The organism is Legionella taurinensis, assembly GCF_900452865.1.
Lineage (GTDB): Bacteria > Pseudomonadota > Gammaproteobacteria > Legionellales > Legionellaceae > Legionella_C > Legionella_C taurinensis.
Window position 1 is genome coordinate 203,802 of the sequence record NZ_UGOZ01000001.1, and the last position, 25,847, is coordinate 229,648.

Here is a 25,847-nt window from a genome sequence, read left to right on the forward strand (position 1 = left end):
CCGTGTGTCCAGCAATTGAAGTGAACCCTGAGCCATTAAGCCAGTTTCTATTAGACACGGTGGATAGCTGGCGTATAGAGAGGGAGCGGGGATTACTTCGATAATCAGGCTTTGTATGGTTGTAGTTTTTCAATAATAGAAACTAAAATAGCGCCCAATCGGCTCCATCCTATCGTGCGACACCCTGGCGGCACTATTTACCCTAAATGACTACTCCAATCGTGAACTGGACGATATCCTGAATGTATACATTAACTGCAAAAATAACCCTTGAGCCCCATGTCTATCCTTTCATGAAGGAAACGATCGAGGTTGCCAAGTCTAACCCTATGGCACCGTATGGGGCGATTATTGTTTATGATGATCGTGAGATTCTTCTTAGATCGGTTAACTCAGCGAATAATCATCCTTTAATGCACGGTGAGTTAGCGGTTATCCATACCTTATTTAGTAATGGATTTGATGGCGATCGGAGCAAGCTAAGCCTTTACAGCACGGCTGAACCTTGCCCCATGTGTGCGGCTGCTGCTTATTGGGCAATGATCCCAAAAATAGTTTATGGGTCTTCCATTTCTTTTTTGCATGATTTATTTGGTAGGCAGATTCAAATCGGTGCAAAGGAAATTTTAACCAGTACTCCCAATTTTTATGAGGTAGAGTTGGTGGGTGGGGTTATGGAAGAGCATTGTAATGATTTATTTCTGAAAGCAAAATTACTGCAGGGAAGCCAGCATGATTAAAAAAATTGTGTCAGGTGGACAAACAGGCGTTGATCAAGCCGCGTTATTAGTCGCTACAGAAATGGGCATTGAAATTGGCGGCTGGTGTCCTAAAGGAGGACTTGATGAGAATGGCGTTAACGTCTTAAAACAATTCCCCGCACTAAAAGAAGCAACTACCAGCGATCCTGATGAAAGAACGAAATTAAATATTCGTGATTCGGATGGAACGTTAATTATTGTGCCAAGCTGGCCTTTACCTGAAAGAGTAAAGGATGGCACGAAATTAACCATTGAGGATGCGGATCTGCAAAAGAAGCCTCGGTTAATTGTGAGTGTGGATAGTCAGCATGAGGCTGTGCAAAGAATAAAAGCCTGGATAAATGAGAATGATATTCGGGTATTAAATATTGGTGGGCCCAGGGAATCGAATAGTCCCGGGATTCATCAGAAGGCTTGTGCGCTTTTTCGTGATTTATTTTAAAATTTACCTCATGGATGAATGCATGTGGTAGGAATATTCCTATCGTTGGATCTGTTTTCACTTGGTTAAGTTGTCTTGCAACCCTGTGGTTTCAAAACTCACCTAAAAACAGGTCCCCAATTAAACGTTAAATTTATCAATAAGTTAAAAATCGCCGGTTCGATCTTCCTTCGCCCCCCACAGCCAAATACCAATATCATAAGCCACTATTAATCAAGGAGTTACACTGCCTTTGGACGATGATCGATGGCTGTTCAAGAAGCCTCGCAGTTTTTTGAAATATCAAGCCTGAATGATTATGAAACGCAATGTATATTTGTTATACTTATACGGGTATAAAGAAAATAGGTAGTTAAAAATGACTCGTCCCGTAGCCTTACTTGATGTTGATGATACTGTATTAATCGAACAAGAACTGAACACAGCCTTGCTTGAAAGTTTAAAAAATAATGGTGTTAAGGATATCTACTTATTTACTGATATGACTTTCAAAACTAGCTCGATCGAGGAGCGTCTAAAACTAAAGGAACGACTCGAAGGTCAAGGTTTCCGGGTCCATGGGTTTATTACTCCTTTAGATTTGACATGGACAAATTTGGATAGTAAAGAAACCAGAGAAATCGAGGGCCAGCAAGCAAACGATTTTATGACAACATTGAGTTCGCCTAAATTTGCGACTAAAAAATTAAGTGGCGATGATTTCGATTCTATTTTAGCCGATGATGAAATCAGAAAAAAATTCTCTTCGTATAAAGACTCTCTAGAAAGACCGTTGAATCAAATGACAATGGGCGGTGCATTTGAGGAGGCTAAGACCGTTTATGAATCTGATATTCAAGAAGGACGTCAGGCAGGATCAGGGTTTCATTTATCTCACAATATGAATTTTAGGGGCGATGTAGCAAAACTATTGGGTGATCAGCGTGCTTTACATTCAGGATATAGCCATTCAAAAGGGCTAATGCTAGAAGCCTTTATGATGAATAAGCCGGGATGGGTTAGCAGTATCATTATTGCGGATGATCATCCCAAAGTAATTGAGAGTTGTGAAAAGTATAAGTCTGAAAAAAAACCAGCTGTCCCTATTACAACGATTCATGTAGATAAAAAAAACATGGATGCAAAGCAGTACGATGATGAAATCAAAACGCATCTTCAGAAAGATCCTTCTAGCAAAGTAATTAAACAAATTGACGAAGAAATTGCTCGTCTCGAAAAAAGTAAGCGGAATTTCTTTCTCAGTAGCCCTAAATCCAAAATTGTAGCTCTGGAGAAATTAAAAGAAGAAATACTGAATGCTGATCTGGATAAAACCAGTATTCATGATGTGATCCACACGTGGGAAAACAGTCTTCGATTTAGGAATACAAAAACCAAAAAAGAAGTTTCGGTTAGTGAGGTCCTTTCGCAACATAGAAATTTTTTCAAGGCTGAATTTAGCTCAGAGTCGACTTCCACTCAAAAATTTATCTCCAGTTTGAAAGAAGAGTACAATAAAATCAAACAAGGGCCTCAAGAAGGAACGGAAGAGATTGAACAAACAAAGTACAAAAGTTAAACCTGAGTTGTACTGAATTTAATTTGACTGCCTCGTCAACAGGTGATTAGAAGTCCTGCACCGTTTAGGGTAAGGTTATAACCGAAAGAGGTGAGGCCAGTCTTTCCTGCCAAATGATATAGTCACAGTGCTTCCCCACAGAAACGCCAGAACGCCCAATGACTCTGAGAAAAAATAATCGTTTGATAAACTAAGCGGAGTCGATTGCGTTTTCACCCAAGGGGAATTGGCTTGCTGTCATTCCATAAGTTGTAGTCGTTCAAACTTGATCTGACAGTTGCCGGCTTTTCAGAAGCGAAATGTGACCTGATAAAACTCCTGTAAAAACAGTCTAATGGAAGCGTTCGCAAATGCCATTCGTTTGTGGCGATTTCGCCCTGGTTTTGGTGTGCTCTATATGTTATTCCATTATATCCATTAGATGGAGGAAGAATTTCTGCCATTTTATCTCCTCGGTTGTGGCTCCTTGCAGCCCCATTATTAATTGCCTATGGTTCTACCAGCCCAACCCTAGGCTGATTGTGATCGCAGTTCTTGCTTCCCTTCAATTAGTTAAAGCATGGCAATACGAGCCAAATACCATTGAAAATAAAAAATTATTGAACTAATGGGATAGTGCGCTTCGAATATGGATTTTTTATGAGGACTTTCGACAATACTGGTTTTGATGTTGCAAAATTAATTAGGCTAAATGATGGTGATTATAGAAGAGGGTGAAAAATACATGTTGACTAAATTATTGGCAAATGGATATGAGTTTAGAATAAACCCCTCACTCAATCACCTGTTATGGCCTTGTCAAAGACTGAGCAATCCAATACGACTGATGTTATTTTCCATTTTCGATGATGAGTTTAAACAACCTATATTTCTCGCCTTTCAGCACGTTACAAAACGAATTTGTTAGACATGGAAGGCTGCCATCTTAAATAAAGAAGTGCGGGATCTATTGAAAAATAAATCACGCTGAAAAAGTGATAAATCGAGGATTAGGTATGGCTCGAGACAGTCCTCAAGCCACACAAAATAGAAAGTTACTTCATACTGGGTTCAGGTTGGACTCCTTGGTTGGGGGCATCCCCCAATGCTTCTTTTAACCACTGTAACGTGTTTTGAGTTTCAGTGGATTTACCCGGCCGTATGGGTTTGAAAAAAATATTACGATGAACACCCATGAGTTCATGTTTGTTTTTGATATTATTTTCCCTTGTACTTTGTGAAGCAGGAGCCGCCTCAGCTTCCCATGTTTTGATGATGGATAAGAGAGCCTCGGCCGTGCTGTCTGCGGTAGCCGTTGATAGTCGAATTTTTAATTCCTTTAAACTGCTTATCTTTTCCGACGCATCATGTAGATACCAGTGGGCTTCCGATAATCGTTCGATTTCCGATTGAATTCGTTGTGTCACCTGATTTTTCAATACCGTTTCTGAAATCGCTTTTTGTACCGCCTTATGCAGGAGCGCTACTTTCTCTATTGGAGCAAAAACGCAGGGTAACGGTTGGTGGCCGTCTCTATTATCGGTCGGGTCGACATGCGTAAACTGAAATCCAGCTTCATTTTTAAGCTCACTTTGTATCAGTTTAAATGCTTCTGAGTTTCGGGGAAAGCGAATGGCAAGGGCTTTATTATTGAAGCTGTTACTGGCCATACGTACAACCAGATTGTCATTACCAAACTCACGCTGAAGTGCATCCTCATAGAGAAAAAGGGTTTTCCCATCAACAATGGCTGTTTCCTGGTAATAATTGTCCAGACACATCACCATTCTGTATTCTGGCCATACGTTTGCATCCGCTTCGCTGCGCTCATCTCTGACGATCTCCGCTGTGTCAAAATCCAGCGTTTCGGTAGACAATTGATGAATAATCCCGCTTTCGTCCCGATAAAAACCACCGTCAGGATGGTCCGTGATTTGAGTATCAGAAGGAAGTCCGCTGGTTTTTGCAATAATGGGTGGGACGATACCGGTAGTAAGATTTCGCTTTGTATGATCAGCGGGAGGAGCAAGCCTTGAGTTCGTGTCTCCCATAATGACTGACAGTTTGCTTTTGGTTTTGGTTAATAGCGAACGATATTGCTTTTCCATGTGGTGTGGAAAAGGGCTGTAGACTCCCCAGAGATTGTGGACATCGATAGAAAGACCCGAGCGGGTATCCGTAAACGCCATGGTGCGTATCCTGGATTCCTTGTCGGCCGTCGTGTCCTGTAAAACGAACCGCTCTTTGTTGTAACAACTGATGATGCCAAAATCATCAACGATGATGTTCCATCCTTTTCCTAATTTTTCTTCGAGATAAGGGACAATCGATTTATCCGCTTCCTGTAATAAAATAACGTCAACGCCATGTTTCTTTATGCCGTGAGCCAGTCCTGAAGCGAGGTGTTGGTAGCGCTCTAAAGTATGGCCCTCTGGAATCGTCATTCCAAGCGGGTGAACACCGGAGCAACCTTCATTACCCAGAATATTCAGAGAAACAATCGTTAACGACTCTTTTTTTTCCCCAAGGGGTATTTTCGTCATAACAGGTAGATGATCGGAACGGGCTAAATCAGATTCTTTTTCAACTTCTTGAAAGGTTGGGAAGAGGGGATGTTTTCTGGTCATACAGCATTCCATAAATTAATAATGGGCCAAAGTATACCAAAAAACGCATTATTGTCTATAAAATGAACTGAGTGATTAGAGGGGGTGCCATTTTGAACGGCAATATCAAAGTACAGGCAGGGGTCTCATCACTCTACAAACCGCGCAGTCGGCACGATTTGTTTTATCCAGCGCGTGAGTCCGGTCACCCGCGAGAACCAGGAGACATCGCCATAGGCTGCATTGCCGCTGCCGTCTGAACTCACTGCCGCGATAGACCAGCCCTTGTTGGTTTTAATCCAGGCGGGGCCGCCGCTGTCGCCGGAGCCCAGAATGCCGGCTAAGGGTGAGAAGGGTTTGATGATTCCCTCATCGTCTAAAGGATTTGCCAGAGAACCGTCTTCTTTCGGCAACCAAACGCCCAGATAATTGCCGGCATCGCCTTCTTCAGGCACAGGATGCACCGCGTTTTCGACGGACTCAATGAGTCCTACGGCGGCGGCAGGGCGATTGCCGGTATCAATGCTGGTGTCTTCCCCTTTCTTGCCGGTGCCGCGCCACCCATAACCCATAAAGGTTAATTGTTGTCCCTTCTCGGCGCTGCCGCTGTAGAGAGCCGGTTGTGGTCCCGCATCGGTGACTTCGCTGGTTAAACGCACAATCGCCACATCATACCCGGTGCGATCCTCGTGGTTCTCATTCCAGAGCGGATGGATAAAAACCCTGTCGCCTTGATAAACGGTGCCATCAAGGGTCAGGTAACGGTAATCCGAGGCTTTGGTGCCGGGAGGAAACAGGTGGCCTGCGGTTAATACATAACCATGGCCCTGATAATTGCCAATCCAGGCGCCGGAGCCTGATGCGCTTTCGCCATCTAAAAAGAGCAGTGAAGCAAACTGGGGAGACAAGGCCAAGCTTTCTGCTTTCTGAAACCCGGATTTTTTAAAGGTGCTGTCAAGAATAATCACGGCCTGACCAGGAGCGGATAACATCGTCATGACAGCGCTGAAAACCAGCGTGATGCACCACCGTTTGTAAGATCGCAGGATAATCACCTCATTAGTCGCCAAGCGGTTATTCGCTACGGGCTCTAAAATACCCGGTCGCTGATAATGGAAGTATAGATTAAAAATGGCGGCGAAACGCAGCATCATGGAGGCCGCGGTCGCGGCCTCATATAATCAGGAATTGGGCCTAGGTGTTGTTCCCTGCATTTCCATTGGAGAAAGAGTTGGGTTTCCCGGGCCAGTGGAGTGACTGAACACCGACAGACTAGCGAGGATGGAGTAAGACGCGTCCTCTGTGTTTTCTTTTTTTGATTCCGAATCGCAGGTAGTCCGGTTGATTAAAAAAGTTAACTGCTTGCTTTGTTGTATAATCGCCCAGGCTTTTGAATCCTGCCGCAAATCATGGCCGAACTCGGGGTACTCGACTAAAAAGCCATCCATGAACGAGTGGAGCAATACTTGGTCGTTAAGCGAATGCAATGCTTGCTGAGTCAAATAGGTAGCAATCGCGGTGGGCAATTCGGCATCGGTTTTAATAGAAATATTCAATCGTTTAAGGGCATAAAGAAAGGCAATGAATCTTGCGGTATCAAGTAAACACCTTAAATCCTTAAGGATTATTGCAAGGAATTCAAAGTGCTTTTTAGGATCAGTCAGAGAGGCATGCGTCATCGAATCCATCAATTTATCCAAATCATGCGGCGAAAGGGCATCGGCGGCTTGATAATTTAAGATAAGAGAGATCAGATTGGTCGGATAAAGGTGTTGCCAGAAATCGGCCTTTGCTAAAAAAGGAAGGATTGCTTCTTTGTTCTGCAGAGCAAACGTGGGGGTGCTGACAAGCAATTGATTGCATTCAATGATGGCCGGCTCAACATTGGCTGCAACTGCCTGCAGTACGACATTCAAATCCGATTTTTCTTGTTTGGTAACCACACGATACCGATTGAGATACCAGGCCGCTATCACCGGATTTTCCTTTTTGGCCATCTCGAATAAATCAGGCGATAATTTACTGAAATTGTGTTGTTCCCATTCAATCATTGCTGCAAAAGCCACAGCGGGTACCCGGGTGCTTAACTCGTCCAGTACTGTCTTGCCTGCTGGCTGATTATTTTGCCTCGCCAGATGAATCAGGGTATTAATCGCCTGGCCTTGCTCTTTCCCTGTTTTTTCCAATATGTCCAGTTTAATTTGGATAAGTGTTAATTCATTCACGGTTTGTTCAAAAACAGACGGATTTTTGTTTTTGTTTCTTGGATTTTCGTTTTGGTATACGGCCAATTTCAAATAAAATCGTGCTTTTTGCAGTTGCGTGGTGTTAGAAAAATACCAGGCCAATTGTTTCGCCAAGGCTGCTGAACAAGGTATTTCCTTGTGTGCCGAGAGCAGCGCATCGATTTCCTGGGCTGCCAGGGAGTGACTTGAACGCATGGCCTGGTCAAAATAATCTATTCCCAACCCAAGGTAATATTTTATTTCAAGTATGTGACCCGGTGGTGAATCCGCATTCACCACGCGTTGTTTCGCGAGACCATAATACAGGGCCCATTTTCCCGCTTCAGTCAATAAAATGGGATGAGACTTCTTTAAAAGCTCTTCCATTTTTTGTTTAAATGCCCCCTCGCTTAAAAAGAAACGTTGGTAGAGCTCGATAAACTGTTGAGGGTGTTGCCGGCTGAAATCGGCTAAACTGAACGCGTTGGGCAGTATGTCGAAGGTGTCCACAGGGATTTTGATTTGCTTTAACAAGTGGAGGTAGATAAGGCCGGATTGAGAAGTGGAAAGACTTAAGCCGCTTAATAATAAGAAAAGAAAGGTCACATCCAGTGCGCTTAAGGATTCGGTTAGTTCTTGCTTGCTGTTGTTCGATTCATTTTGTCTTCCCTCAAAAAAATAATGACCGTGATTATATAAAAACAGTGTGAGCTGTGCGGCTCCATCCTGATATTTCATGGAGTCATAGGACGGTTGATCCGTTGGATAATCAAAAAAGACATCGATCAGGGCAGAAAGTAACCGATCAAAGTGCAGAAACCGATTTCTTTCCTTTGAGTGAGCCGCCCGGGCTGAAATGGATTGTATTTTTTTGGCGGTTTCCTCCATTTCCTGACAACTTTGTTCAAGCAGCGATTGATTTGTGGTAAACAAACTAAAAAGTTGAGGCGTCTTTTCCTTGTTGAGGTGTTTCATTTGCTGATTAAGCAGGTGAAGCTGCGTTTGAACGCGGTGTTGTATGGCATTAAACTCTACTGAAAGGGCATCCAGGGTTGCAGTGCTTAGGTACTTAGTAACGCTCCCTGAGTCGGTCTTTTCTTTTTCATCCAGCCCCTCTTCTTCAGCCAGCAGTTCCATATCCGAAGCCGATAATTTATCGAATTCCTTAAAAAAGGAGCGAAGTTGCTCTGTCATGTGAGCAGGAGACTGGCTTAACGCTACCCGGAGAGTATGGTTGAGAGCAGTCGATGAATAATGATCGATATGGGTTAATACCGTTAACAGGTTCAGTGTTGCCGGGATAAATTTTTTAAGTTCCTCCGGATAGTTTGTATCATTACTTTTACTGAATTCAGGGTAATTAAAAAGCGCACCCGTTACATTATCCCAGTACGTTGGCCCGGAATCACAATCCAGCCATATCCATAAAACATTGCTGTGCACGCCAATGACCGTTCCAAGTCCTTTGGGGGTATTGATGCGCTCTAAAAAATGTGTCCCAAACCGGTTGGTCTCCTCAGGAGAGGTATTAATGGTTATTTCTTTTCTTGACTTGGTTGTTAAACAAATGCTGGAAATAGCCTGCTCCGATTTTAACTGCACGATAATACCTCAAGGTTGATTGGAAGGATTTTGGGTTTGACCTCAGGCTGGATTGTATTTACTTTTTAATTACATGTATATATTTGGCCATATTGTATTTGACTGGTTCTTTGTGTATATAAAATGGCGCGCCATGTGCGGCCGTTTACACAGTCTCTCTACATTCAAGGGGAGCTGATATCGAGACCGGGCCTGGAGTACCAGAAACCCTGGAATTCCTGTTTTTAAAACAACTTGGGCATTCAGGCATGGAAGGGCAAAGGTTTGGCGAGTGTCAATGAGCTATACCGTACAAGATTATTCGCGCGACAAGGCAAAGGGTTTCTCCAACATCAAAAAAACAATAAAAGTTAACAGTTTAAAACCCAGGCGGTTCATGTGGCCATGTTCCATCGCATATTGAATAAACAATTCATCGGCGAGAATAAATCCGGCATCGATCGCAAGAATCACCAGAAATGCCGTGTAGGCACGCTGCAAATAGTGACCATTTTTTTCTGAAGCCCATACGGCGCGGGCAAAAAAGAAGGTGATAACCCAGGCGAAGACAACAATAACAAAGTAGGACAGCAGGAATAATGGCTCGTTATTGAGCTTATAAAGTGAAAAGGTCTGCACCACCAAATCATAATTACCCGACGTGTAAACCCAGTGCGCCGGTAAGAGATGCAGACGCTGCAATAAATTAACCGTATCACTTAAGGCAACCAATAAAGACCAGAGCATCCAGAACAGGAGGATTCCTTTGGCAATCCATCGAAGCGATCGATTGTCCTTTGCAAAAAAAGTATCCAAACTCATAATGACTGCTTCCTTAGGGATAAGTCACCGTCAACGGATCATCAATTGCGATAGTCACCGGTTGCGTCCACGTTGGGCCTGGAGACGTATACGTCACTCCTGGCGTTGGGTTATTTCCTGGACCGCCCGGATTGTATAAGGGTAAATAGGGGGGCGTCGCTGGAATAATGACGGCGGTGATTAAACGCATGGCCGCCTCATCCCCTTTTAAAATGATGTCGAGGTAATTGTCGCGATCCGCCACATAGGCATCATTTAAGGGGAGATCGTACTTACCTAGATCCGCCAAGCCAACCACCTGAATGCTGCCCGCTGAAAAAACATAAGGGATGTTGGCTTGCGTGATGAGCGTTGGGACGCCGCCATCCACCACCTCAATTTGAAAAAAGGTTTCAAAGTCGGTAGGAAGGATGGCTGAAACGCCGTCAGGAGAAATGCCGGCGGTGGTATAGATGCGTAATCGGTATTCTGCATCGGGTCCGTACAGTGCGGTACCGCCATTCGGAAGATTACTTCTAAAGGCAACCGGAGCATCCTGCCCTACATCGTTCATGACGCTTAATTTGGCGCCAATTAATTTAGGACCTCCACCGGGTTGGTAAGGATTGCCGCTGGATTTACTCAAACCCACCGCACTCACCGGGCCATTGGGACCCACCAGTTTCAATGTGGTCCCATTATCCACGATCGTAACCTGAGTTGGGTAAACAGCCCCGGGTGTTCCCGGTGAGAGTCGATTGCCGAATTTGCCAAAAATGACGACACAACTGCGCTTGTTATACAAGAAGTTAGGCGTGATCGACGCCACTTCCGGCTGGACTGTTTCGCCGGTATTTAAGGTCAGGCGAAAATCAGTCGGACGTACGGAACTGGGCAACACAGGCCAACTGAAACAAATGGGCATGGCATCGGCATAATTGGTCGGATAACCAAAGCCAAAAGCGACGTCAGACGGTGTTTGTGCCGTGGTGTAGGCGGAAAAAGGCGCACCGGGGGTTGTAATCGTCATCCAGGCGCCCCCGGCGGCGACAACGCCCGATTCATTGCCAGGGACCCCTTCAATGCCTTCAAAGCCGTAATTGGCAGACAATATTTCGGGCTGATTCCCCCATAAGTCCGCATTAATCAATTTATCTTCCAACAGGGATTGATAAGTAATGGAGGGTGGGGGGATCACGTTAACCCGCAATAAATCATTGGCGTTGGTTACCCCGGCGCAGCTCACGCCATCGTTCCAGCAGGCCATTAATACATTGGGGGCGCGGGCGCCACTGATGACATCGCCCACGCGCAAACCGTTGGCTGAAACCGTCAGTGTCAAGGTGCAACTGGCGTTGGGAGCCAAGGTAAACCGTGAACCGCACCCAGTCGGATTTATACTGGTATGGGGTGGCAGAGAGACAATGGTCGCATTGATGGCTGTGAGCGCGTTAGGATTGGTAATCTGATATTTTGCATGCACCGGAAAACCGATGGGCACTTCCCGGGGCAGCAGCGTGTTGGGCTGAGGTTTAATCAAAAAAGCAAGATTTTGCTGCGCGTTATTGAATGCCGCCCGCGCATAGCCATGGGTATGGATAAGCGTCAAAAGCAGAAGAATCTGTACTACAACACGATGGAAATGCTTCAAATGAGTCATTATCGGTACCCTTTATATAGACCAGCTGATCTGTGCCAAAACGGTATTCATGTGCAAATGCGATTGGCTTAAATAATTGGATACGCGGGTTTGCCGTATCACACCAGAGCCAAGGCCAACCCGTCCCAAGTCAGAAAACAGATACCCTATCCCCACGGTCACATGAGGGGCCACCAACGTATCGATACCTAGGCCAAGAGCATAACTTAACGACGAACGGCGATGGTTGGCATAGGTCGGTGTCACGGTGAGATACCCTGGGACTGTGGTATAGAAATGCTCCGCTCGATTGAATCCTCCCCCTATCCCCGCGGTGAGGTAGGGATAAAATCGTTGCCCCCATTGGTGTTGCAGTTTCGCGTCGACTAATAACTGCGACAGTTGAATGGTGTATTCATAGTTGGCACTGTAGAGTGGCGGGGAAATGCCTTGTTGCAGGGTGCCCCTCACCTTCATGTCGCTGAATTGATGATAACTCAAGCCAATGATGACGCTGTTTAGGGGATTAAGCAGGAATCGACGGCCCAGTGAAATGCCATACCGCATCGTAGACGTATCGCTATCCGGTAAATAATTAAATGTGCTGTATCCCAGTTGGAAATGAGCAGACTGACTTAATTGCTTCGTTTTGGCAGCGCCTGCATCCAATCCAAACACAAACCGTTTATCGCCTGGGTCAGCCACTCCGCTGCTGTAAAGCGTGGGCATTACTAAACAGAGGTATGAGAACAAAATTAACTGTCGTTTCAATCAATGTCCTTATCAATATCAAGCCGCAATAAAAGGTAAGTTTATACAAAAATCAGCTTAAGAAATAGCTGTCACCTTTGGGCTTAATCGTTAGGCTGGGTGGCGATAATGAGTCCAGGTGACAATGAGACGCTCTAAACGGACACGCCTCAGGTTCGACCCGGGATTATCCAGGCCCTTAAGTAAAGATACACAAGTCCTCAATATCAGGTGAAAATATTTATGGAGCATTGATATTGGAGATGAACAAGGATTAATCTTAAAATCGGTTATTACCTCTTTGCACTTAATCTTTGAATGACATTTAACCATCATATTTCTGGCAGAGCAGGAATTGAATCCAGAAAAGCCATTCTAGGTAACATCTTTAATTGATACAAAAGATTGTGCCGCAATGCGGCTGGCTCACTCCAAACATTTCTCATGCAGGAACATCATTAAAATGATAAACAATCCCTAAGTTAAACTGGCTTGTCGTTGGGTGATTGAAGATTAAGCTCCCTTCTGTCAGGCCTCGTCTATTGATGACGGGATCGGTAAAGGATTGGTAGATATTAATTACCCACTCTCCCCGAAGGCTTAGATTTTTCGAGAGGGAGGTGTTGAGGCCTAAGCCTGTTTGAAAGCCGTTTAAGTCGTGCTCGTTATTGAAAGTCGTAACAACACCTGTTGCTAACAAGGCACGTCCTTCACCACTCACTTTAAATGCGCCGTTAACGTATCCAGCACGGACATAGGCAAGTGTCGTATTGTTGATTTTAATCCCTGGCAAAATGGCAAGGCCGGCATTTCGTTTATTGCGAACATTGAATGAGGCGAAGGTAAGCCCTTCTAAATTGATCGGGTTATCATCGAAAATCTCTGCCTTAGCCTCATTATCAGAAAAATGTAAAAACCCTTCAACGCCAAGATAGAAGGGGGAGGGGAAATGAATGGCGAAACCGGCGAATAGACCTCCGGCTATGGCTATATCTGTCAGGTGGGTTTGGCCAAAACGATTTACTAATCCTGTCGCGAAGCGAATATCGGTCAACTTGATATTGTACTTGGAGTAATCTCCCGAGAGATTTGCACCCATGTAAAAATCCTTTGAATAATGGAGGCCTAAGTCTGAAGACGAGTTCATTGTGCCAGCCAAAGCACTGGCTGTATGCACGAGTCCCAAGAGTAGAAGTCTAATGTTTTTCATGAAAATCCTTTTTTAATACGCGTGAGTGCAGCTAAAATAGCATAACCTTGGATATTAAGATCATTTAAAAACAATTGACAATCCGGGTTTATAAGTTTTGGTGGAAATAAATACAAAATAACCATGATGCGTGCTAATTATTAAATAATCGTTCGTTGGTTGTAACCGACGAGGTAAAATAATCAGAATAAATGCCGCAACTTTCTGCTGCAAATCAGGATAAAATCCTGTACAATATGTGACAATTTTTTATCCATTTAAATTTTAGAAGAGTGCTATGGCTGATTTAAACCTTTACAGAAACATTGGTATCTTCGCTCACGTCGATGCTGGAAAAACCACGACTACCGAACGTATTCTCAAACTGACCGGTAGAATCCATAAAATGGGTGAGGTTCACGAAGGTGAATCAACAACCGACTTCATGGAGCAGGAAGCCGAGCGCGGCATTACCATCCAGTCAGCAGCGGTCAGTTGCTTCTGGAAAGGCACCCGCTTCAATATTATCGATACCCCGGGCCACGTTGACTTCACGGTTGAAGTGTATCGTTCACTGAAGGTACTCGATGGCGGTATCGGTGTATTCTGTGGTTCAGGCGGTGTTGAGCCTCAGTCAGAAACCAACTGGCGCTATGCGAACAACTCCAAAGTTGCCCGTTTGATTTTCGTCAACAAACTCGACCGTATCGGGGCAAACTTCCTGAAAGTCACCGAACAGATTAAAAAAGTCCTCGGTGCTAACCCTTTAATCATGACATTGCCTATCGGTATTGAAGAGAACTTCGTCGGTGTGGTCGATTTATTAACCCGTAAAGCCTATGTCTGGGATGAAACAGGCCAACCAGAAAATTACAGCGTAACGGATGTTCCTGCCGATATGCACGACGATGTTGAAACCTATCGTGCGCAATTGATTGAAACTGCGCTTGAGATGGACGATGAACTGCTGATGGGTTATCTCGAAGGGGTTGAGCCTTCAATCGAAGAAATCAAGCGTTGTATCCGTATTGGTACGCGTGAATTGGCCTTCTTCCCAACCTATTGCGGTTCAGCCTTTAAAAACAAAGGGATGCAGTTGTTGTTGGATGCAGTCGTTGACTACTTACCAGCTCCGCATGAAGTGAATCCACAGCCTTTGACCAACGCTGAAGGCGAGCCAAACGGTGAATTTGCTCTCGTTTCACCCGACGAGCCCTTCCGTGCTCTGGCCTTTAAAATCATGGATGACCGTTTCGGCGCCTTGACTTTCGTCCGTATTTATTCAGGAAAACTGAATAAAGGGGACACCATTCTTAATTCCTTTACCGGTAAGACAGAACGTGTCGGCCGTATGGTTGAGATGCAGGCCAATGAGCGTAATGAATTACAAAGTGCAGAAGCGGGCGACATTATCGCTATCGTCGGTATGAAAAACGTTCGCACCGGTCACACGCTTTGCGATCCAAATCACGAGTGTACACTGGAAGCGATGGTTTTCCCTGAGCCGGTTATTTCCATTGCCGTTTCGCCTAAAGACAAAGGCTCAACCGAGAAAATGAGTATTGCCATTGGTAAAATGGTTGCCGAAGATCCCACATTCAGAGTTGAGACGGATGAAGATTCAGGCGAAACCATTCTTCGTGGTATGGGTGAATTACACCTCGATATTAAAGTCGATATCTTAAAGCGTACTTACGACGTGGAATTGATTGTCGGTCAGCCACAGGTGGCTTACCGTGAAACAATCACCAAATCCATTCAGGACAGCTACACCCACAAAAAACAATCCGGTGGTGCTGGTCAATACGGTAAGATTGATTATACGATTGAACCCGGCGAGCCGAACAGTGGTTTCACTTTCCTCACTTCCGTTGTGGGTGGAAACGTACCCAAGGAATTCTTCCCAGCCATTGAGAAAGGTTTCCGCTCCATGATGGGCACTGGACCTCTGGCCGGCTTCCCTGTACTGGATGTGGTCATTAACCTCACTGACGGTGCTTACCACGCCGTTGACTCATCCGCGATTGCGTTTGAAATTGCGGCCAAAGGCGCGTTTCGTCAATCCATGCCAAAAGCAGGTCCTCAGTTGCTTGAGCCCATCATGAAGGTTGACGTTTACAGTACAGAAGAAGATGTCGGTAACGTGATTGGTGACTTGAACCGTCGTCGCGGTATGATTTCCGGTCAGGAACCAAGTGCTGCCGGTGTTCGCATCAAGGCCGATGTTCCCCTTTCAGAAATGTTTGGTTACATCAGCACCCTGCGTACCCTCACATCAGGTCGTGGTCAATTCTCCATGGAATTCTCTCACTACGCGCCTTGCCCAACCAGCGTGGCGGAAGCAGTGATTGCCAAAGAGAAAGAAAAGAAAGCCGCATTGGCCAAATAAGCCTGTCGGTGTTTTTAAAAGCCCTGTTCAGTTTACGCTGGCAGGGCTTTTTCATTTAACGGGTTATTCAATTAACAGGAAATCAGGTCGAACCGATCCGCGTTCATCACTTTCGTCCAGGCGGCAACAAAGTCGTGCACAAATTTTTCTTTGTTATCGTCCTGAGCATAGACTTCCACATAGGCACGGAGGATGGAGTTGGAGCCAAACACCAGATCCACCCGCGTGGCGGTCCACTTCAGAGTGCCTGTTTTACGATCGCGAATCTCGTACAGATGAGGTCCTGCTGGTTTCCATGTGTAGGCCATATCGGTCAGATTAACAAAGAAATCAGTGGTTAGAACCCCTTCACGCTCGGTCAGTACGCCGTGCCTGGTGTTGTTATAATTCGTCCCTAACACCCGCATCCCACCAACCAACACCGTCATTTCAGGGGCTGTCAGGCCGAGGAGTTGTGTTTGATTGAGTAAAAGCTCTTCGGGACGAACAGGTGACTCCTCCTTAAGCCAATTACGATAACCATCGTGAAGGGGTTCCAGTACGGCAAAAGAATCGACATCCGTCATGGCGTCAGTGGCATCGCCGCGTCCTGGAGCAAAAGGAACGGTAATGTCAAAACCAGCCGCTTGAGCTGCCTGCTCAATCCCGACATTGCCAGCAAGAACGATCACATCGGCCACGCTGGCACCGGTTTCTGCGGCAATTCCTTCGAGGACCGTCAGAACCTTTGCCAGACGATGCGGCTCATTACCTTCCCAGTCTTTTTGTGGTGCCAGGCGAATGCGTGCGCCATTCGCACCGCCCCTCTTATCGGAACCGCGGAACGTCCGGGCACTGTCCCAGGCTGTGGAAACCATATCGCCGATACTTAACGCGCTGGCCCGGATTTTCTCTTTGACGGCGGCAACATCATACGCTTTATTACCTGCCGGAACAGGATCCTGCCAAATCAAGTCCTCAGTAGGCACATAAGGCCCAATGTACCGTGCCTTTGGCCCCATGTCTCTATGGGTTAGTTTGAACCAGGCGCGCGCAAATACCTCTGAAAAATAAGCCGGATCCTTGTAGAACCGTTCAGCGATTTGACGATAAACGGGATCTTTCTTCATGGCCATGTCGGCATCTGTCATGATCGGATTGTGGCGGATGGCCGGGTCTGCCACATCGACGGGTTTGTCTTCTTCTTTGATGTTAATCGGCTCCCACTGCCAGGCCCCGGCAGGGCTTTTTTTCAGTTCCCAATCATAGGTCAGGAGGAGATAAAAATAGCCGTTATCCCATTGAGTGGGATGCGTTGTCCAGGCTCCTTCAAGACCACTGGTCACGGCATAACGACCCATGCCGCCAAGCCAGCCAAGCCCTTGATCGTCGACATTGGCGGCTTCAGGCGCAGGTCCCAAGTGTTGGGGATCGCCGTTGCCATGGCATTTACCCACCGTATGACCACCCGCCGTCAACGCGACAGTCTCCTCGTCATTCATCGCCATGCGTCGGAAGGTTATACGCACATCCTGAGCGGTGCGCAGTGGATCAGGATGCCCGCCAACCCCTTCAGGATTCACATAAACCAAGCCCATTTGCACGGCGGCCAGTGCATTTTCGAGGGATTCACGGGTGTCGTCAGCATAACGTTCAGTGCCCAGCCATTCTTTTTCTGAGCCCCAGTAAATGTGTTTTTCGGGATGCCAGATGTCCTCACGGCCAAAACCAAAACCAAAGGTTTTAAGCCCCATGGATTCATAAGCGACGGTTCCGGCAAAGACAATCAAATCCGCCCAACTGAGACGATTGCCGTATTTTCTTTTAATCGGCCATAATAATCGCCGCGCTTTATCCAGGTTCACGTTATCCGGCCAGGAGTTCAGTGGCGCAAAACGCTGACCGCCCGTACCCGCACCGCCTCGACCATCGGCTATACGATAGGATCCGGCAGCATGCCAGGACATGCGGATCATGAGGCCGCCGTAGTGACCCCAATCAGCAGGCCACCAGCTTTGACTATCCGTCATCAATGCGAGCAAATCCTTCTTCAGTTCCTCAAAATTCAGCTTTTTTACTTCCTCCCGGTAGTTAAAGTGTTTTCCCATGGGATTGGTTTGCGTATCCTGCTGATGCAGGATGTCGAAATTTAAATTTTCTGGCCACCAGTCAAAGCTCGCGTGGCCCGTTGATAAGATACCGTGCAACGCAGGGCATTTTGAGGTGGTATTGATGGGTGTTGTATCCATAGTATCTGCCGGTAATCCATTAATAATGTCATCGTTTTTTACTATATACTGAGAAGTCTGGGTGACGCAATTCAAAGGGGCGAGGGATTCTGTACTGTTAATCAGTCGTTTTTTAATGTGGGGGGGCTGGCAGGGGCGTCAGTAAAAGGAATATTCATTCGCGTCTGTCCATACCTCATGAGTATAGCGTGTATTGACCAGTTTGAAGTGACGATAAATGACCATGTCCGGCCAATCATGTTTTGTATTGTTATGCCTGTTCACACGATTTGCATGCGTTGCCCCCGGCGAGTGCCAAATTCAAACTGTCTTTTATTATGTACTTGAAAACCGTACTATTTGTTATGGCTTCTAACCCATGATGGCTATAAAAATTAATATCTATTCAAAAAAAGTTAAAAAATTTGTCTATGCCGGTATCGCGTTAGCCTCTGTCTTGACACTAGGAACAGTGGGCTACTGGTTCATCGGTCAGGGTGACTACTCCCTGGTGGATTGTTTTTACATGACGTTCATTACCATCGCCACCATCGGTTACAGTGAAGTGATTGATTTGGATAATAACGCCCTGGGGCGATTATTTACGGTTTTTATCGCACTCTCCGGCATAGGGGTTGCCACCTACATTATTACCAATCTGACTGCTTTTATGGTGGATGTTGAAATTTCTGAAGTACTCATGAGAAAAAAAATGAATAAGCAAATTAAAAAATTAAAAAATCATTACATCGTATGTGGGGTTGAAGGGGTTGGCTTTCACATTATTAAAGAGTTGGCGGAAACAAAGCGCACGAGCGTCATCATTGACGTCAATAGAGCGCACATTGACAAATTAGTGGATGTTTTTCATGACCAATTATTCATGATGGGCGATGCCAGCGACAGTGATGTGTTAATGGCCTGCGGCATTAACGAGGCAGTGGGCCTTTTTGCGATTACAGGGGATGACAATGAAAACCTTGTGATAAGCCTCACGGCTAAACAGCTGAACCCTCGCCTTCGTGTCGTTGCCAATTGTCATGATCTTAAGAATGCGGAGAAAATGAAAATGGCGGGTGCTGATGCGGTGGTCTCTCCCAGTTACATCGGCGGCATGCGTATGGCATCGGAAATGATCCGTTCCACGGCGGTGTCCTTTTTAGATACCATGCTCAGGGACAGAGAAAAAAACTTACGCGTTGAAGAGTTCACCGTTCATGAGGCCTGGTTTGACCACGCCATTGGAAGTTTAAATTTCAAACAATATCCCAGCCTGCTGCTATTAGCCGTTAAAACAGAAGGGACCTGGATTTATAACCCCTCGCCTGATTATGTGCTGAAAGCAGGGGATACGTTGATTTTTATGATCACGCCGGAGGAGAGGGGGGAATTGGAGGCGGTTTTAAAAACAGATTCGCACTCTTAGCAAGGTAATGATGGAGTCTGGGCTGAATTTAAATCAATCCCGTTACTGAAGGTTTCCACTCTGTTATTGGTTGCCGGTTAACCTCTTTAAGAGAGTTGTTGAAGATAATGTTTGAGTTTTCCCCCCCATCGGTATACAATTGCACTGAAAATATTCATATTGAACAATCCCATTCAATCCCCATTTGCTCGCTACAACAGGACATTCCATGAGTTTTGCATCCCTAGGCTTAATTGAGCCTTTAACCAATGCCGTGAAGGTATTAGGCTATGACCAACCCTCCGCCATTCAGGCTAAAGCCATCCCTGAAATTTTGGTGGGCAACGATCTTTTAGCTTCCGCCCAGACAGGAACCGGTAAAACGGCCAGTTTTGTGTTGCCCATTCTGCAAAAGACCAGCGTAAAATCGCGTGCCAGAAGTAACCGTACCAAAGTATTGATTTTAACACCCACCCGCGAATTGGCGGCGCAGGTTCATGAGAGCATTGTGCAGTATGGCGCCAACATGTCGTTGCGTTCTGCGGTGGTCTTTGGCGGGGTAAAAATTAATCCTCAGATGATGCGTTTGCGTGCAGGGGTTGAGCTCCTGGTGGCGACACCCGGCCGCTTGTTGGACCTGCATCAACAAAACGCTATTCACTTTGATGAAGTGGACACCCTGGTGCTCGATGAAGCCGACCGCATGCTGGACATGGGCTTTATTCACGACATTAAGCGAATCATTAAATTATTACCGGAAAAACGCCAGAATCTGCTCTTTTCAGCCACCTTTTCCGATGAAATCCGCAAGCTGGTCAAAGGCATTCTTAATCGCCCGGTAGAAATTGAAGTGGCTCCGAGAAACGTCACGGCAGATGCCGTGAAGCAAGTCGTCCATCCGGTTGATAAAGGGCGAAAAAGCGAGTTATTAAGCCATTTGATTCACAGCAAAAAGTGGGGGCAAACCATTGTCTTTACCCGCACCAAACATGGCGCCAATAAACTGGTCAAACAATTGCAGACCTCAAACATTCATGCCCAGGCGATTCACGGCAATAAATCACAAGCTCAGCGCACCAAAGTGCTGGCAGAATTCAAATCCGGTGAATTACACATCCTGGTGGCCACGGACATCGCGGCCCGCGGGTTGGACATCGATCAGTTGCCCTGCGTGGTTAATTATGATTTACCGCAAGTGGCGGAAGATTACGTGCACCGCATCGGCAGAACGGGACGAGCCGGCGCCTCGGGGTTGGCGGTGTCTTTAGTCAGTGCCGATGAGATTAATCAACTTCAGTCTATCCAAAAATTAATCCAATGCAAACTGCAGCGTAAGGAGGTGGAAGGCTTCGAGCCGGAACATCATTTACCCACAGAGGTCATGGCCCGTCCCCCTGTAAAAAAGCCCAATGCGCCAAGACGTCAAGGGTTGAATGCAGCCGGCAGGCAGTCGCACTACCGTCAAGGTAAACCGCGAGCAGGCGCTCGGACGAAGGCTTGAATTCAATTGCTGTGAGCAGGATTGAATCAGTGGTTTTACTTATCCTTTAGGCAAGGCTAAAAACAATGAGCCGGCATGATTGATGGCATTCGCTTCCACGCCGGCCTGGTCGCCTTCGCCTTTATAGACATCCACATGGGCACCCACGATAGCCCCTCCTGTGTCTTGAGCTAAACACCAGGACGTTTTATTGTTGCAATGGTAAATAAAACTCATCCCCACTGGGATAACCTTGTGATCGGTGGCGCAGGAAGCATGAGGCGTCAGCGTGATGTTTTCAGAACCATAAGGGCCGCCTTCTTCTTTGGCAAAAAAGACATAGCTTTGATCGCGATTTCTCAAATTGTCGGCCTGATGAGGATGGAGACTATCGAGGTATTGACGAATCTGCTTTTCCGAAGCGGCGCTTTGCTTGATTTTTTGCGACACATTACAGCGTAATTTAGCTTCATCATGGCATTTGGGATCGTGGGCGCAACGCTCGATGGTCTCTAGGTTGCCGCCGCAGGTGGGATCCTGAGCGCATTGGACGATGCGGCCAAGCATGGTACGCGGCCTGCCGTTGGCTCCGGCGTAATTCACATGGAGGAATTTGCCATCCAGCACCAGGGAGCCAGAGCCTTCAACCATTAAAAAAGCCGGATCATTGGGATCTTTTACGTAGCCAATGATGTGTCTTTTGTCGAGGGCGCCGTGTTCAATTTCTTCTCGGTCGGGCACCACCGAATAGGTGCCGTTTTTATGTTTAAGACAAAATCCACGCGCCATGTTGGTCAGAGGATCGACGCCGCACAAGGGGCCTTTTAATTTCAATCGTTTACTTTCCAGGGCGGCATTGACTACACCCGGATTGCCGTAGATAGGGTATAAAAAGTCACCGCCCCGTTGACTGCGTGCTTCAATGGCCGCGGGGGCGTAATAAGCGGTGAACTGGAATTCCCCCTGCTTGAATCCGGCATGGTTTTCAGGCCAGCCTTCACTTTTATACCAGTCAAATTGCGTTTTAAGCGCCGAAACATAGGTTTTAAAGTTGCCATGGGCCGCTTTCGCCAGCGCGAGCATTTTTTGATTGGTACGAAGGCACCAATCCTGTCGGTTAAGTTGCCGGCCGGCAATGGTTATTCTTTGGAACTCACCGCGGCTTTTTTTGCAGTTTTTAATCTGGTGACTTAAGGCGCTAATCACTTCATCCATATTGCCCGCCAGGTTTGCAAAGGGGAGTTGCGAGGATGGAATTTTATGAAATTTAAAGCGCAGAACACCGGGCTCCCTGGCTGCCATTTTTTGCCGGGTGGTGTAGTCTGCAAACCGCCTGACATCCAGGCAGCGCTGGATTGCATCGGCTGGGAGTGCTGCGTCGGCGAGTAAACTGAACGTCATCAAGGCAAGAAATAAAACGGAACGATTCATGGTGTCCTTTCGTCGGTTATCGTTGGGCGTTGCCCACTCATTGACTTTGCGATAGGGAGAGTATACCGGCTGTTGGCGGGCCATTAAAGGAAAATAAAGACCAGCGGGTTACGCACGTGTCATCCGGCTTAACCAAGCCGCTTGAATTCAGGAAGTGGCTAAGCCTTGAATTAAAAACTCACGATCCATCGCGATGATGGATTGATGGATTGCGGGTTGTTGGGGTTGCCTGCCGTGTAATGCTGGCTCATCAGGCGGCTGGCTTTGCTATCAATTGACTGCCCTGGATATGGCTTTGCAGGCACTGCGCAACGCTCTTGCTGGAGCCTTGAGCACAGAAAGCCTTATCGAAATCATAATAGTTATTCATGGTACTGCTGTCAGGGTAACGTCGAATCAGCCGCCGCCGGAATAAGAAGGAGAAAAAAGGGGCGGCTGAGGATGACGCAACCTAGGGGGCGTGTCTCGCCCCACTTGTTGCTATAAACGCCGGCGTGCGATAATCAGACGATTCACTCCTTTTTCTGTAAGTCATGCACGCATTAAACATGATTCTGGCCAGTGCCTCACCAAGACGCCGTCACCTCTTGGAAACGCATGGTTTCACTGCGCGGGTAATGCCCGCTGACATAGAAGAAATACCGCAGCCGAATGAAACGGCGAAAGCCTACGTGACTCGTCTGGCGAAAGAGAAAGCCGAGGCTGTTTTATCGCGGATAGCAATCAACGAAGCCGATCTGATTCTGGCGGCAGATACAACCGTGGCTTATCAGAACCACATTCTGGAAAAGCCCCGTGATGCAAACGACGCTTATACCATGCTGCAGAAACTAAGCGGTAAAACCCACGAAGTCCATACAGGCTATGCCCTTGTTTTTTTACCCGCCAAACGCTGGATCGTTGATTGCGTAACCACCACCATTACCTTCCATACCCTGACTGAAAAGCAGATACATCAGTATATTGATTCTGGCGATCCCTTCGATAAGGCGGGAGCGTACGGGATACAGACTGTGCGCGATACCTTTGTGAAAGAAATCAGAGGCTCTTACTACAATGTCATGGGGCTGCCCATTGAGGACATTCTGCAAAAAATGCCCCCGCCGATCCCCAGAGTGTAATCGAGATGAAAATCAACTGCCCAACGCCGCCATGACAGCCTGTTTCTGTTCCCCGCTTAAGGTGGTCAACGGCAGGGTGGCTTTGCCTAATACGGAATACAACTCGTGCAGAACGCCGGTTAAGGCCAGCAGGTGATTGGTTATCGTTCCCGTATCGGCGCGTGTTATGGGGCCTGTCAGAGAAGCGCGCGGCGATTGAGTATGGTTTAAATTGGCCAGCGTGCCTTGCATTAAGTTCAAAACAGCCCCCACCGCCACGGTTTCATCGATTCCCGCGTTGCTCAGACAGGACAAGGCCTGGCTGAACAGGGTAACCAGGTAGTTTGAAGCGAAAACCCCGGCGGCATGATAAAGCGGCTTTTTCGTTTTATCGATGGCAAAGACAATGGCGCCTAAGGCTTGCAATTGATCAGTAAGCGCGCTGATGGCAGGCACATCCCCTTCCACCGCACAGTAAGTGCCGCTAAATTCGTGCACGCTGAGTGCGGGTTTAGCGAAGCTGCGCATGGGGTGGATACTGGCCGTATAACAGCCTTTTACCCGCAACGCATCGAGGGCGTTACTGGTTAACGCGCCGCTGCAATGAACGACAATGCCACCGGGTTTTAAGTCGCTTTGGCTTAAGGCGGCACTGGCGGCAGCAATACTGGAATCAGGGGTGGTGATGAAGGTCATGTCCGCCGGAGGCAGTTCTTCGATGGCAGGGCAGTATTTTCCCTGACCAATGAATTGCAACGCTGCCCTGGCGCTGGCTTCGGTTTGATTGCAGACAAAGCCTATCTCAATCCCTTTTTGTCTGGATAACAGCCAGGCCAGGGTTTGCCCCACCCGGCCTGCACCGATGATATTGATTACCGCCATTTAAATCTCCGCAGGGATGTTGCCAAATTGTATCTATTTTTTGCAGTTAAACTCAACGTATTGTGATCACTGGCAGTTGACTTGCTCAATAAAAATACATAACATGATTTCAGTTCCCCAATTTTTGGCTCATATGGTTAGTTTAAATACACGAAGAATGCTAATGCGCAACCTGGACACTGTTGTCGAGGTTGGTGTGGTCTTTTTGTGAAAACGCGTTAAACAAGCAGTCCCCTCCAATACCGGTGTCCAGGTCGTCACGGTTCTACCAGCGCTTAATTCCGTCTCAAGAATGCCAGTTTCTACCCAGGCTTGCTGAGCTTTTCTTAGGGCACCGAGTGAGAATAAAGATGAAAGGAAAATTAAACTATCGCTTTTCAGATTCCGACAAGGGGTACGACTCTGCCATTGAAGAAGGCAGCGAGAAATACAGAGCCCAGGGTCGCCCCCCTTTTGGCCAGACCGCCTACAGCCGTTTTTTTGGTTCGGAAAAAGAAATCCGATTTGTGGTTAAACAACCTAAACCGATGTACTGGCGGGGGGATAAGGACGAGTTGGATGGCGAGGGACTGATTGGCAAGTATTTAGCCCGTTATGAGGTGGAGTTAAGCAAGTGGAATCAGATTCATCCTGAGCATCCCGCCACCCTCGCTGTCAATCAGGGTATCCGGTTGATATTACCCTGTCTGCCGGGAAAACCGCTGACGTCGATTTTGTATCAGTTTCCTTCCAATCTCAGTGAGGTACGTGATCAGCTGGCCTATTGTAAAGTTGCCCTGGCTGTTTTTAAGGAGGTCAGGCGTGTCCATGAACTGGGTTTTTGCCACGGTGATTTTAAGTGCGACAACCTGTTAATCGATCAGGCCCAAGGGGTGTACCGTGCTTACCTCATTGATTGTGATGGCCTGGTTTTAAAAAGCAGCCTGGACGGTACCTGTCCACCGGAATGGCAGATTCTTAATCACCTTCTTGACCATTCAGGTGTGATTAAAAAAGAGGATGAGGCTGTGTTTCAGGATTACGTTGGCTTAAAGACAATTGATGCCGCGCTCACCCCAACGAAAGACATGGAGAGTGAACTAAAGGGTATCCGAGAGGAGCTATCTTACCATGGTCCAACCGTGCTTAAAGTCAGGAGTCCGGCTAAGGGGGACTATCATTATTTTGTTTATGGGCGCCTGGCGGATGGGAAATGGGGATTTACAGCGCTTGACAGAGAGATTGTGGATTCTGCCGAAATTAACGGCTTTTCCGGCAAATTGCACGGCCCTGCGGCTAATGCAATTGTTACCCATATCGAGAAGCAAAAAGGGCATGCCAGCCTGGCATTGGATTTAGCCATCAGACGCCTGGAATCGGCCATAGCCGATCTGGAACTGAGTTTAAACCTTAACGAGATTCGCCTGACTTAACCTGAAGCCT

General features: G+C 46.8%; 18 protein-coding genes. 8 read left to right on the forward strand and 10 right to left on the reverse strand.

The window, feature by feature from the left end:
- Positions 1-293: 293 nt before the first annotated feature.
- The 3 genes from DYE45_RS00965 (at position 294) to DYE45_RS00975 (ending at position 2,761) form a co-directional block, all read left to right on the forward strand.
- Positions 294-740, forward strand: a complete 447-nt coding sequence (locus tag DYE45_RS00965; protein ID WP_242602646.1) for a nucleoside deaminase — start codon at positions 294-296, stop codon at positions 738-740.
- Positions 733-1,203: a putative molybdenum carrier protein gene (locus tag DYE45_RS00970; RefSeq protein ID WP_115300268.1), complete on the forward strand. Its 471-nt coding sequence runs from the start codon at positions 733-735 to the stop codon at positions 1,201-1,203. The genes DYE45_RS00965 and DYE45_RS00970 overlap by 8 nt, the downstream gene beginning before the upstream one ends.
- Before the next feature lie 358 nt (positions 1,204-1,561).
- Positions 1,562-2,761, forward strand: coding sequence for a hypothetical protein (locus tag DYE45_RS00975; protein ID WP_115300269.1), 1,200 nt, complete (start codon positions 1,562-1,564; stop codon positions 2,759-2,761).
- Between the two features lie 1,034 nt (positions 2,762-3,795).
- On the opposite strand, the gene DYE45_RS00980 is transcribed toward DYE45_RS00975, so the two are convergent.
- From DYE45_RS00980 to DYE45_RS01010, 7 genes are all read right to left on the reverse strand, one after another.
- Complete coding sequence (locus tag DYE45_RS00980; RefSeq protein ID WP_115300270.1) at positions 3,796-5,367, reverse strand: endonuclease/exonuclease/phosphatase family protein; 1,572 nt, start codon at positions 5,365-5,367, stop codon at positions 3,796-3,798.
- 128 nt (positions 5,368-5,495) lie between these two features.
- Positions 5,496-6,500 carry a S1 family peptidase gene (locus tag DYE45_RS00985; RefSeq protein ID WP_242602647.1) on the reverse strand — a complete coding sequence of 335 codons (1,005 nt, stop codon included), beginning with the start codon at positions 6,498-6,500 and terminating at the stop codon, positions 5,496-5,498.
- A 27-nt stretch (positions 6,501-6,527) separates the two neighbouring features.
- A complete protein-coding gene (locus DYE45_RS00990; RefSeq protein ID WP_115300271.1) occupies positions 6,528-9,173 on the reverse strand; it encodes a hypothetical protein in 2,646 nt (881 codons plus the stop codon).
- Between the two features lie 297 nt (positions 9,174-9,470).
- A complete protein-coding gene (locus DYE45_RS00995) occupies positions 9,471-9,974 on the reverse strand; it encodes a hypothetical protein (protein WP_108294855.1) in 504 nt (167 codons plus the stop codon).
- Positions 9,975-9,987: 13 nt separating this feature from the next.
- Complete coding sequence (locus tag DYE45_RS01000; protein ID WP_115300272.1) at positions 9,988-11,613, reverse strand: hypothetical protein; 1,626 nt, start codon at positions 11,611-11,613, stop codon at positions 9,988-9,990.
- Positions 11,614-11,625: 12 nt separating this feature from the next.
- Positions 11,626-12,321 carry an outer membrane protein gene (locus tag DYE45_RS01005; RefSeq protein WP_133138154.1) on the reverse strand — a complete coding sequence of 232 codons (696 nt, stop codon included), beginning with the start codon at positions 12,319-12,321 and terminating at the stop codon, positions 11,626-11,628.
- Between the two features lie 463 nt (positions 12,322-12,784).
- Positions 12,785-13,552, reverse strand: a complete 768-nt coding sequence (locus DYE45_RS01010) for an outer membrane protein (RefSeq protein ID WP_108294849.1) — start codon at positions 13,550-13,552, stop codon at positions 12,785-12,787.
- A 277-nt stretch (positions 13,553-13,829) separates the two neighbouring features.
- Between DYE45_RS01010 and fusA the strand changes: the two genes are divergently transcribed.
- A complete protein-coding gene (fusA, locus tag DYE45_RS01015; RefSeq protein ID WP_108294847.1) occupies positions 13,830-15,920 on the forward strand; it encodes an elongation factor G in 2,091 nt (696 codons plus the stop codon).
- A gap of 71 nt (positions 15,921-15,991) precedes the next feature.
- On the opposite strand, the gene katG is transcribed toward fusA, so the two are convergent.
- Complete coding sequence (gene katG / locus DYE45_RS01020) at positions 15,992-18,148, reverse strand: catalase/peroxidase HPI (RefSeq protein WP_108294845.1); 2,157 nt, start codon at positions 18,146-18,148, stop codon at positions 15,992-15,994.
- A gap of 358 nt (positions 18,149-18,506) precedes the next feature.
- On the opposite strand from katG, the gene DYE45_RS01025 reads away from it, so the two are divergent.
- Entirely contained in the window at positions 18,507-19,553 is a 1,047-nt protein-coding gene (locus tag DYE45_RS01025) for a potassium channel family protein (protein WP_207393855.1), read from the forward strand.
- A gap of 208 nt (positions 19,554-19,761) precedes the next feature.
- Positions 19,762-21,033, forward strand: a complete 1,272-nt coding sequence (locus tag DYE45_RS01030; RefSeq protein WP_115300274.1) for a DEAD/DEAH box helicase — start codon at positions 19,762-19,764, stop codon at positions 21,031-21,033.
- Positions 21,034-21,072: 39 nt separating this feature from the next.
- Here the strand turns inward: DYE45_RS01030 and DYE45_RS01035 are convergent, their stop codons facing one another.
- Positions 21,073-22,443, reverse strand: a complete 1,371-nt coding sequence (locus DYE45_RS01035) for an MltA domain-containing protein (protein ID WP_108294839.1) — start codon at positions 22,441-22,443, stop codon at positions 21,073-21,075.
- A gap of 533 nt (positions 22,444-22,976) precedes the next feature.
- Between DYE45_RS01035 and DYE45_RS01040 the strand changes: the two genes are divergently transcribed.
- Positions 22,977-23,564, forward strand: a complete 588-nt coding sequence (locus tag DYE45_RS01040) for a Maf family protein (protein WP_108294837.1) — start codon at positions 22,977-22,979, stop codon at positions 23,562-23,564.
- 12 nt (positions 23,565-23,576) lie between these two features.
- On the opposite strand, the gene DYE45_RS01045 is transcribed toward DYE45_RS01040, so the two are convergent.
- Positions 23,577-24,425 carry a Rossmann-like and DUF2520 domain-containing protein gene (locus DYE45_RS01045; RefSeq protein WP_115300275.1) on the reverse strand — a complete coding sequence of 283 codons (849 nt, stop codon included), beginning with the start codon at positions 24,423-24,425 and terminating at the stop codon, positions 23,577-23,579.
- 350 nt (positions 24,426-24,775) lie between these two features.
- Here DYE45_RS01045 and DYE45_RS15030 point away from each other — a divergent pair, with 350 nt between their 5' ends.
- A complete protein-coding gene (locus DYE45_RS15030; RefSeq protein WP_242602648.1) occupies positions 24,776-25,837 on the forward strand; it encodes a BUD32 family EKC/KEOPS complex subunit in 1,062 nt (353 codons plus the stop codon).
- Positions 25,838-25,847 lie beyond the last annotated feature (10 nt).

What these genes read in the sequence shown, in the direction of transcription:
- fusA (WP_108294847.1), top strand. Translation starts at nt 13,830, where the DNA reads ATGGCTGATTTAAACCTTTACAGAAACATTGGTATCTTCGCTCACGTC.
- DYE45_RS01040 (WP_108294837.1), top strand. Translation starts at nt 22,977, where the DNA reads ATGCACGCATTAAACATGATTCTGGCCAGTGCCTCACCAAGACGCCGT.
- katG (WP_108294845.1), bottom strand. Translation starts at nt 18,148, where the DNA reads ATGGATACAACACCCATCAATACCACCTCAAAATGCCCTGCGTTGCAC.
- DYE45_RS00995 (WP_108294855.1), bottom strand. Translation starts at nt 9,974, where the DNA reads ATGAGTTTGGATACTTTTTTTGCAAAGGACAATCGATCGCTTCGATGG.
- DYE45_RS01030 (WP_115300274.1), top strand. Translation starts at nt 19,762, where the DNA reads ATGAGTTTTGCATCCCTAGGCTTAATTGAGCCTTTAACCAATGCCGTG.
- DYE45_RS01010 (WP_108294849.1), bottom strand. Translation starts at nt 13,552, where the DNA reads ATGAAAAACATTAGACTTCTACTCTTGGGACTCGTGCATACAGCCAGT.
- DYE45_RS00965 (WP_242602646.1), top strand. Translation starts at nt 294, where the DNA reads ATGAAGGAAACGATCGAGGTTGCCAAGTCTAACCCTATGGCACCGTAT.
- DYE45_RS01035 (WP_108294839.1), bottom strand. Translation starts at nt 22,443, where the DNA reads ATGAATCGTTCCGTTTTATTTCTTGCCTTGATGACGTTCAGTTTACTC.
- DYE45_RS00980 (WP_115300270.1), bottom strand. Translation starts at nt 5,367, where the DNA reads ATGACCAGAAAACATCCCCTCTTCCCAACCTTTCAAGAAGTTGAAAAA.
- DYE45_RS01000 (WP_115300272.1), bottom strand. Translation starts at nt 11,613, where the DNA reads ATGACTCATTTGAAGCATTTCCATCGTGTTGTAGTACAGATTCTTCTG.
- DYE45_RS01025 (WP_207393855.1), top strand. Translation starts at nt 18,507, where the DNA reads ATGATGGCTATAAAAATTAATATCTATTCAAAAAAAGTTAAAAAATTT.
- DYE45_RS15030 (WP_242602648.1), top strand. Translation starts at nt 24,776, where the DNA reads ATGAAAGGAAAATTAAACTATCGCTTTTCAGATTCCGACAAGGGGTAC.
- DYE45_RS01045 (WP_115300275.1), bottom strand. Translation starts at nt 24,425, where the DNA reads ATGGCGGTAATCAATATCATCGGTGCAGGCCGGGTGGGGCAAACCCTG.
- DYE45_RS00985 (WP_242602647.1), bottom strand. Translation starts at nt 6,500, where the DNA reads ATGATGCTGCGTTTCGCCGCCATTTTTAATCTATACTTCCATTATCAG.
- DYE45_RS00970 (WP_115300268.1), top strand. Translation starts at nt 733, where the DNA reads ATGATTAAAAAAATTGTGTCAGGTGGACAAACAGGCGTTGATCAAGCC.
- DYE45_RS01005 (WP_133138154.1), bottom strand. Translation starts at nt 12,321, where the DNA reads ATGCCCACGCTTTACAGCAGCGGAGTGGCTGACCCAGGCGATAAACGG.
- DYE45_RS00975 (WP_115300269.1), top strand. Translation starts at nt 1,562, where the DNA reads ATGACTCGTCCCGTAGCCTTACTTGATGTTGATGATACTGTATTAATC.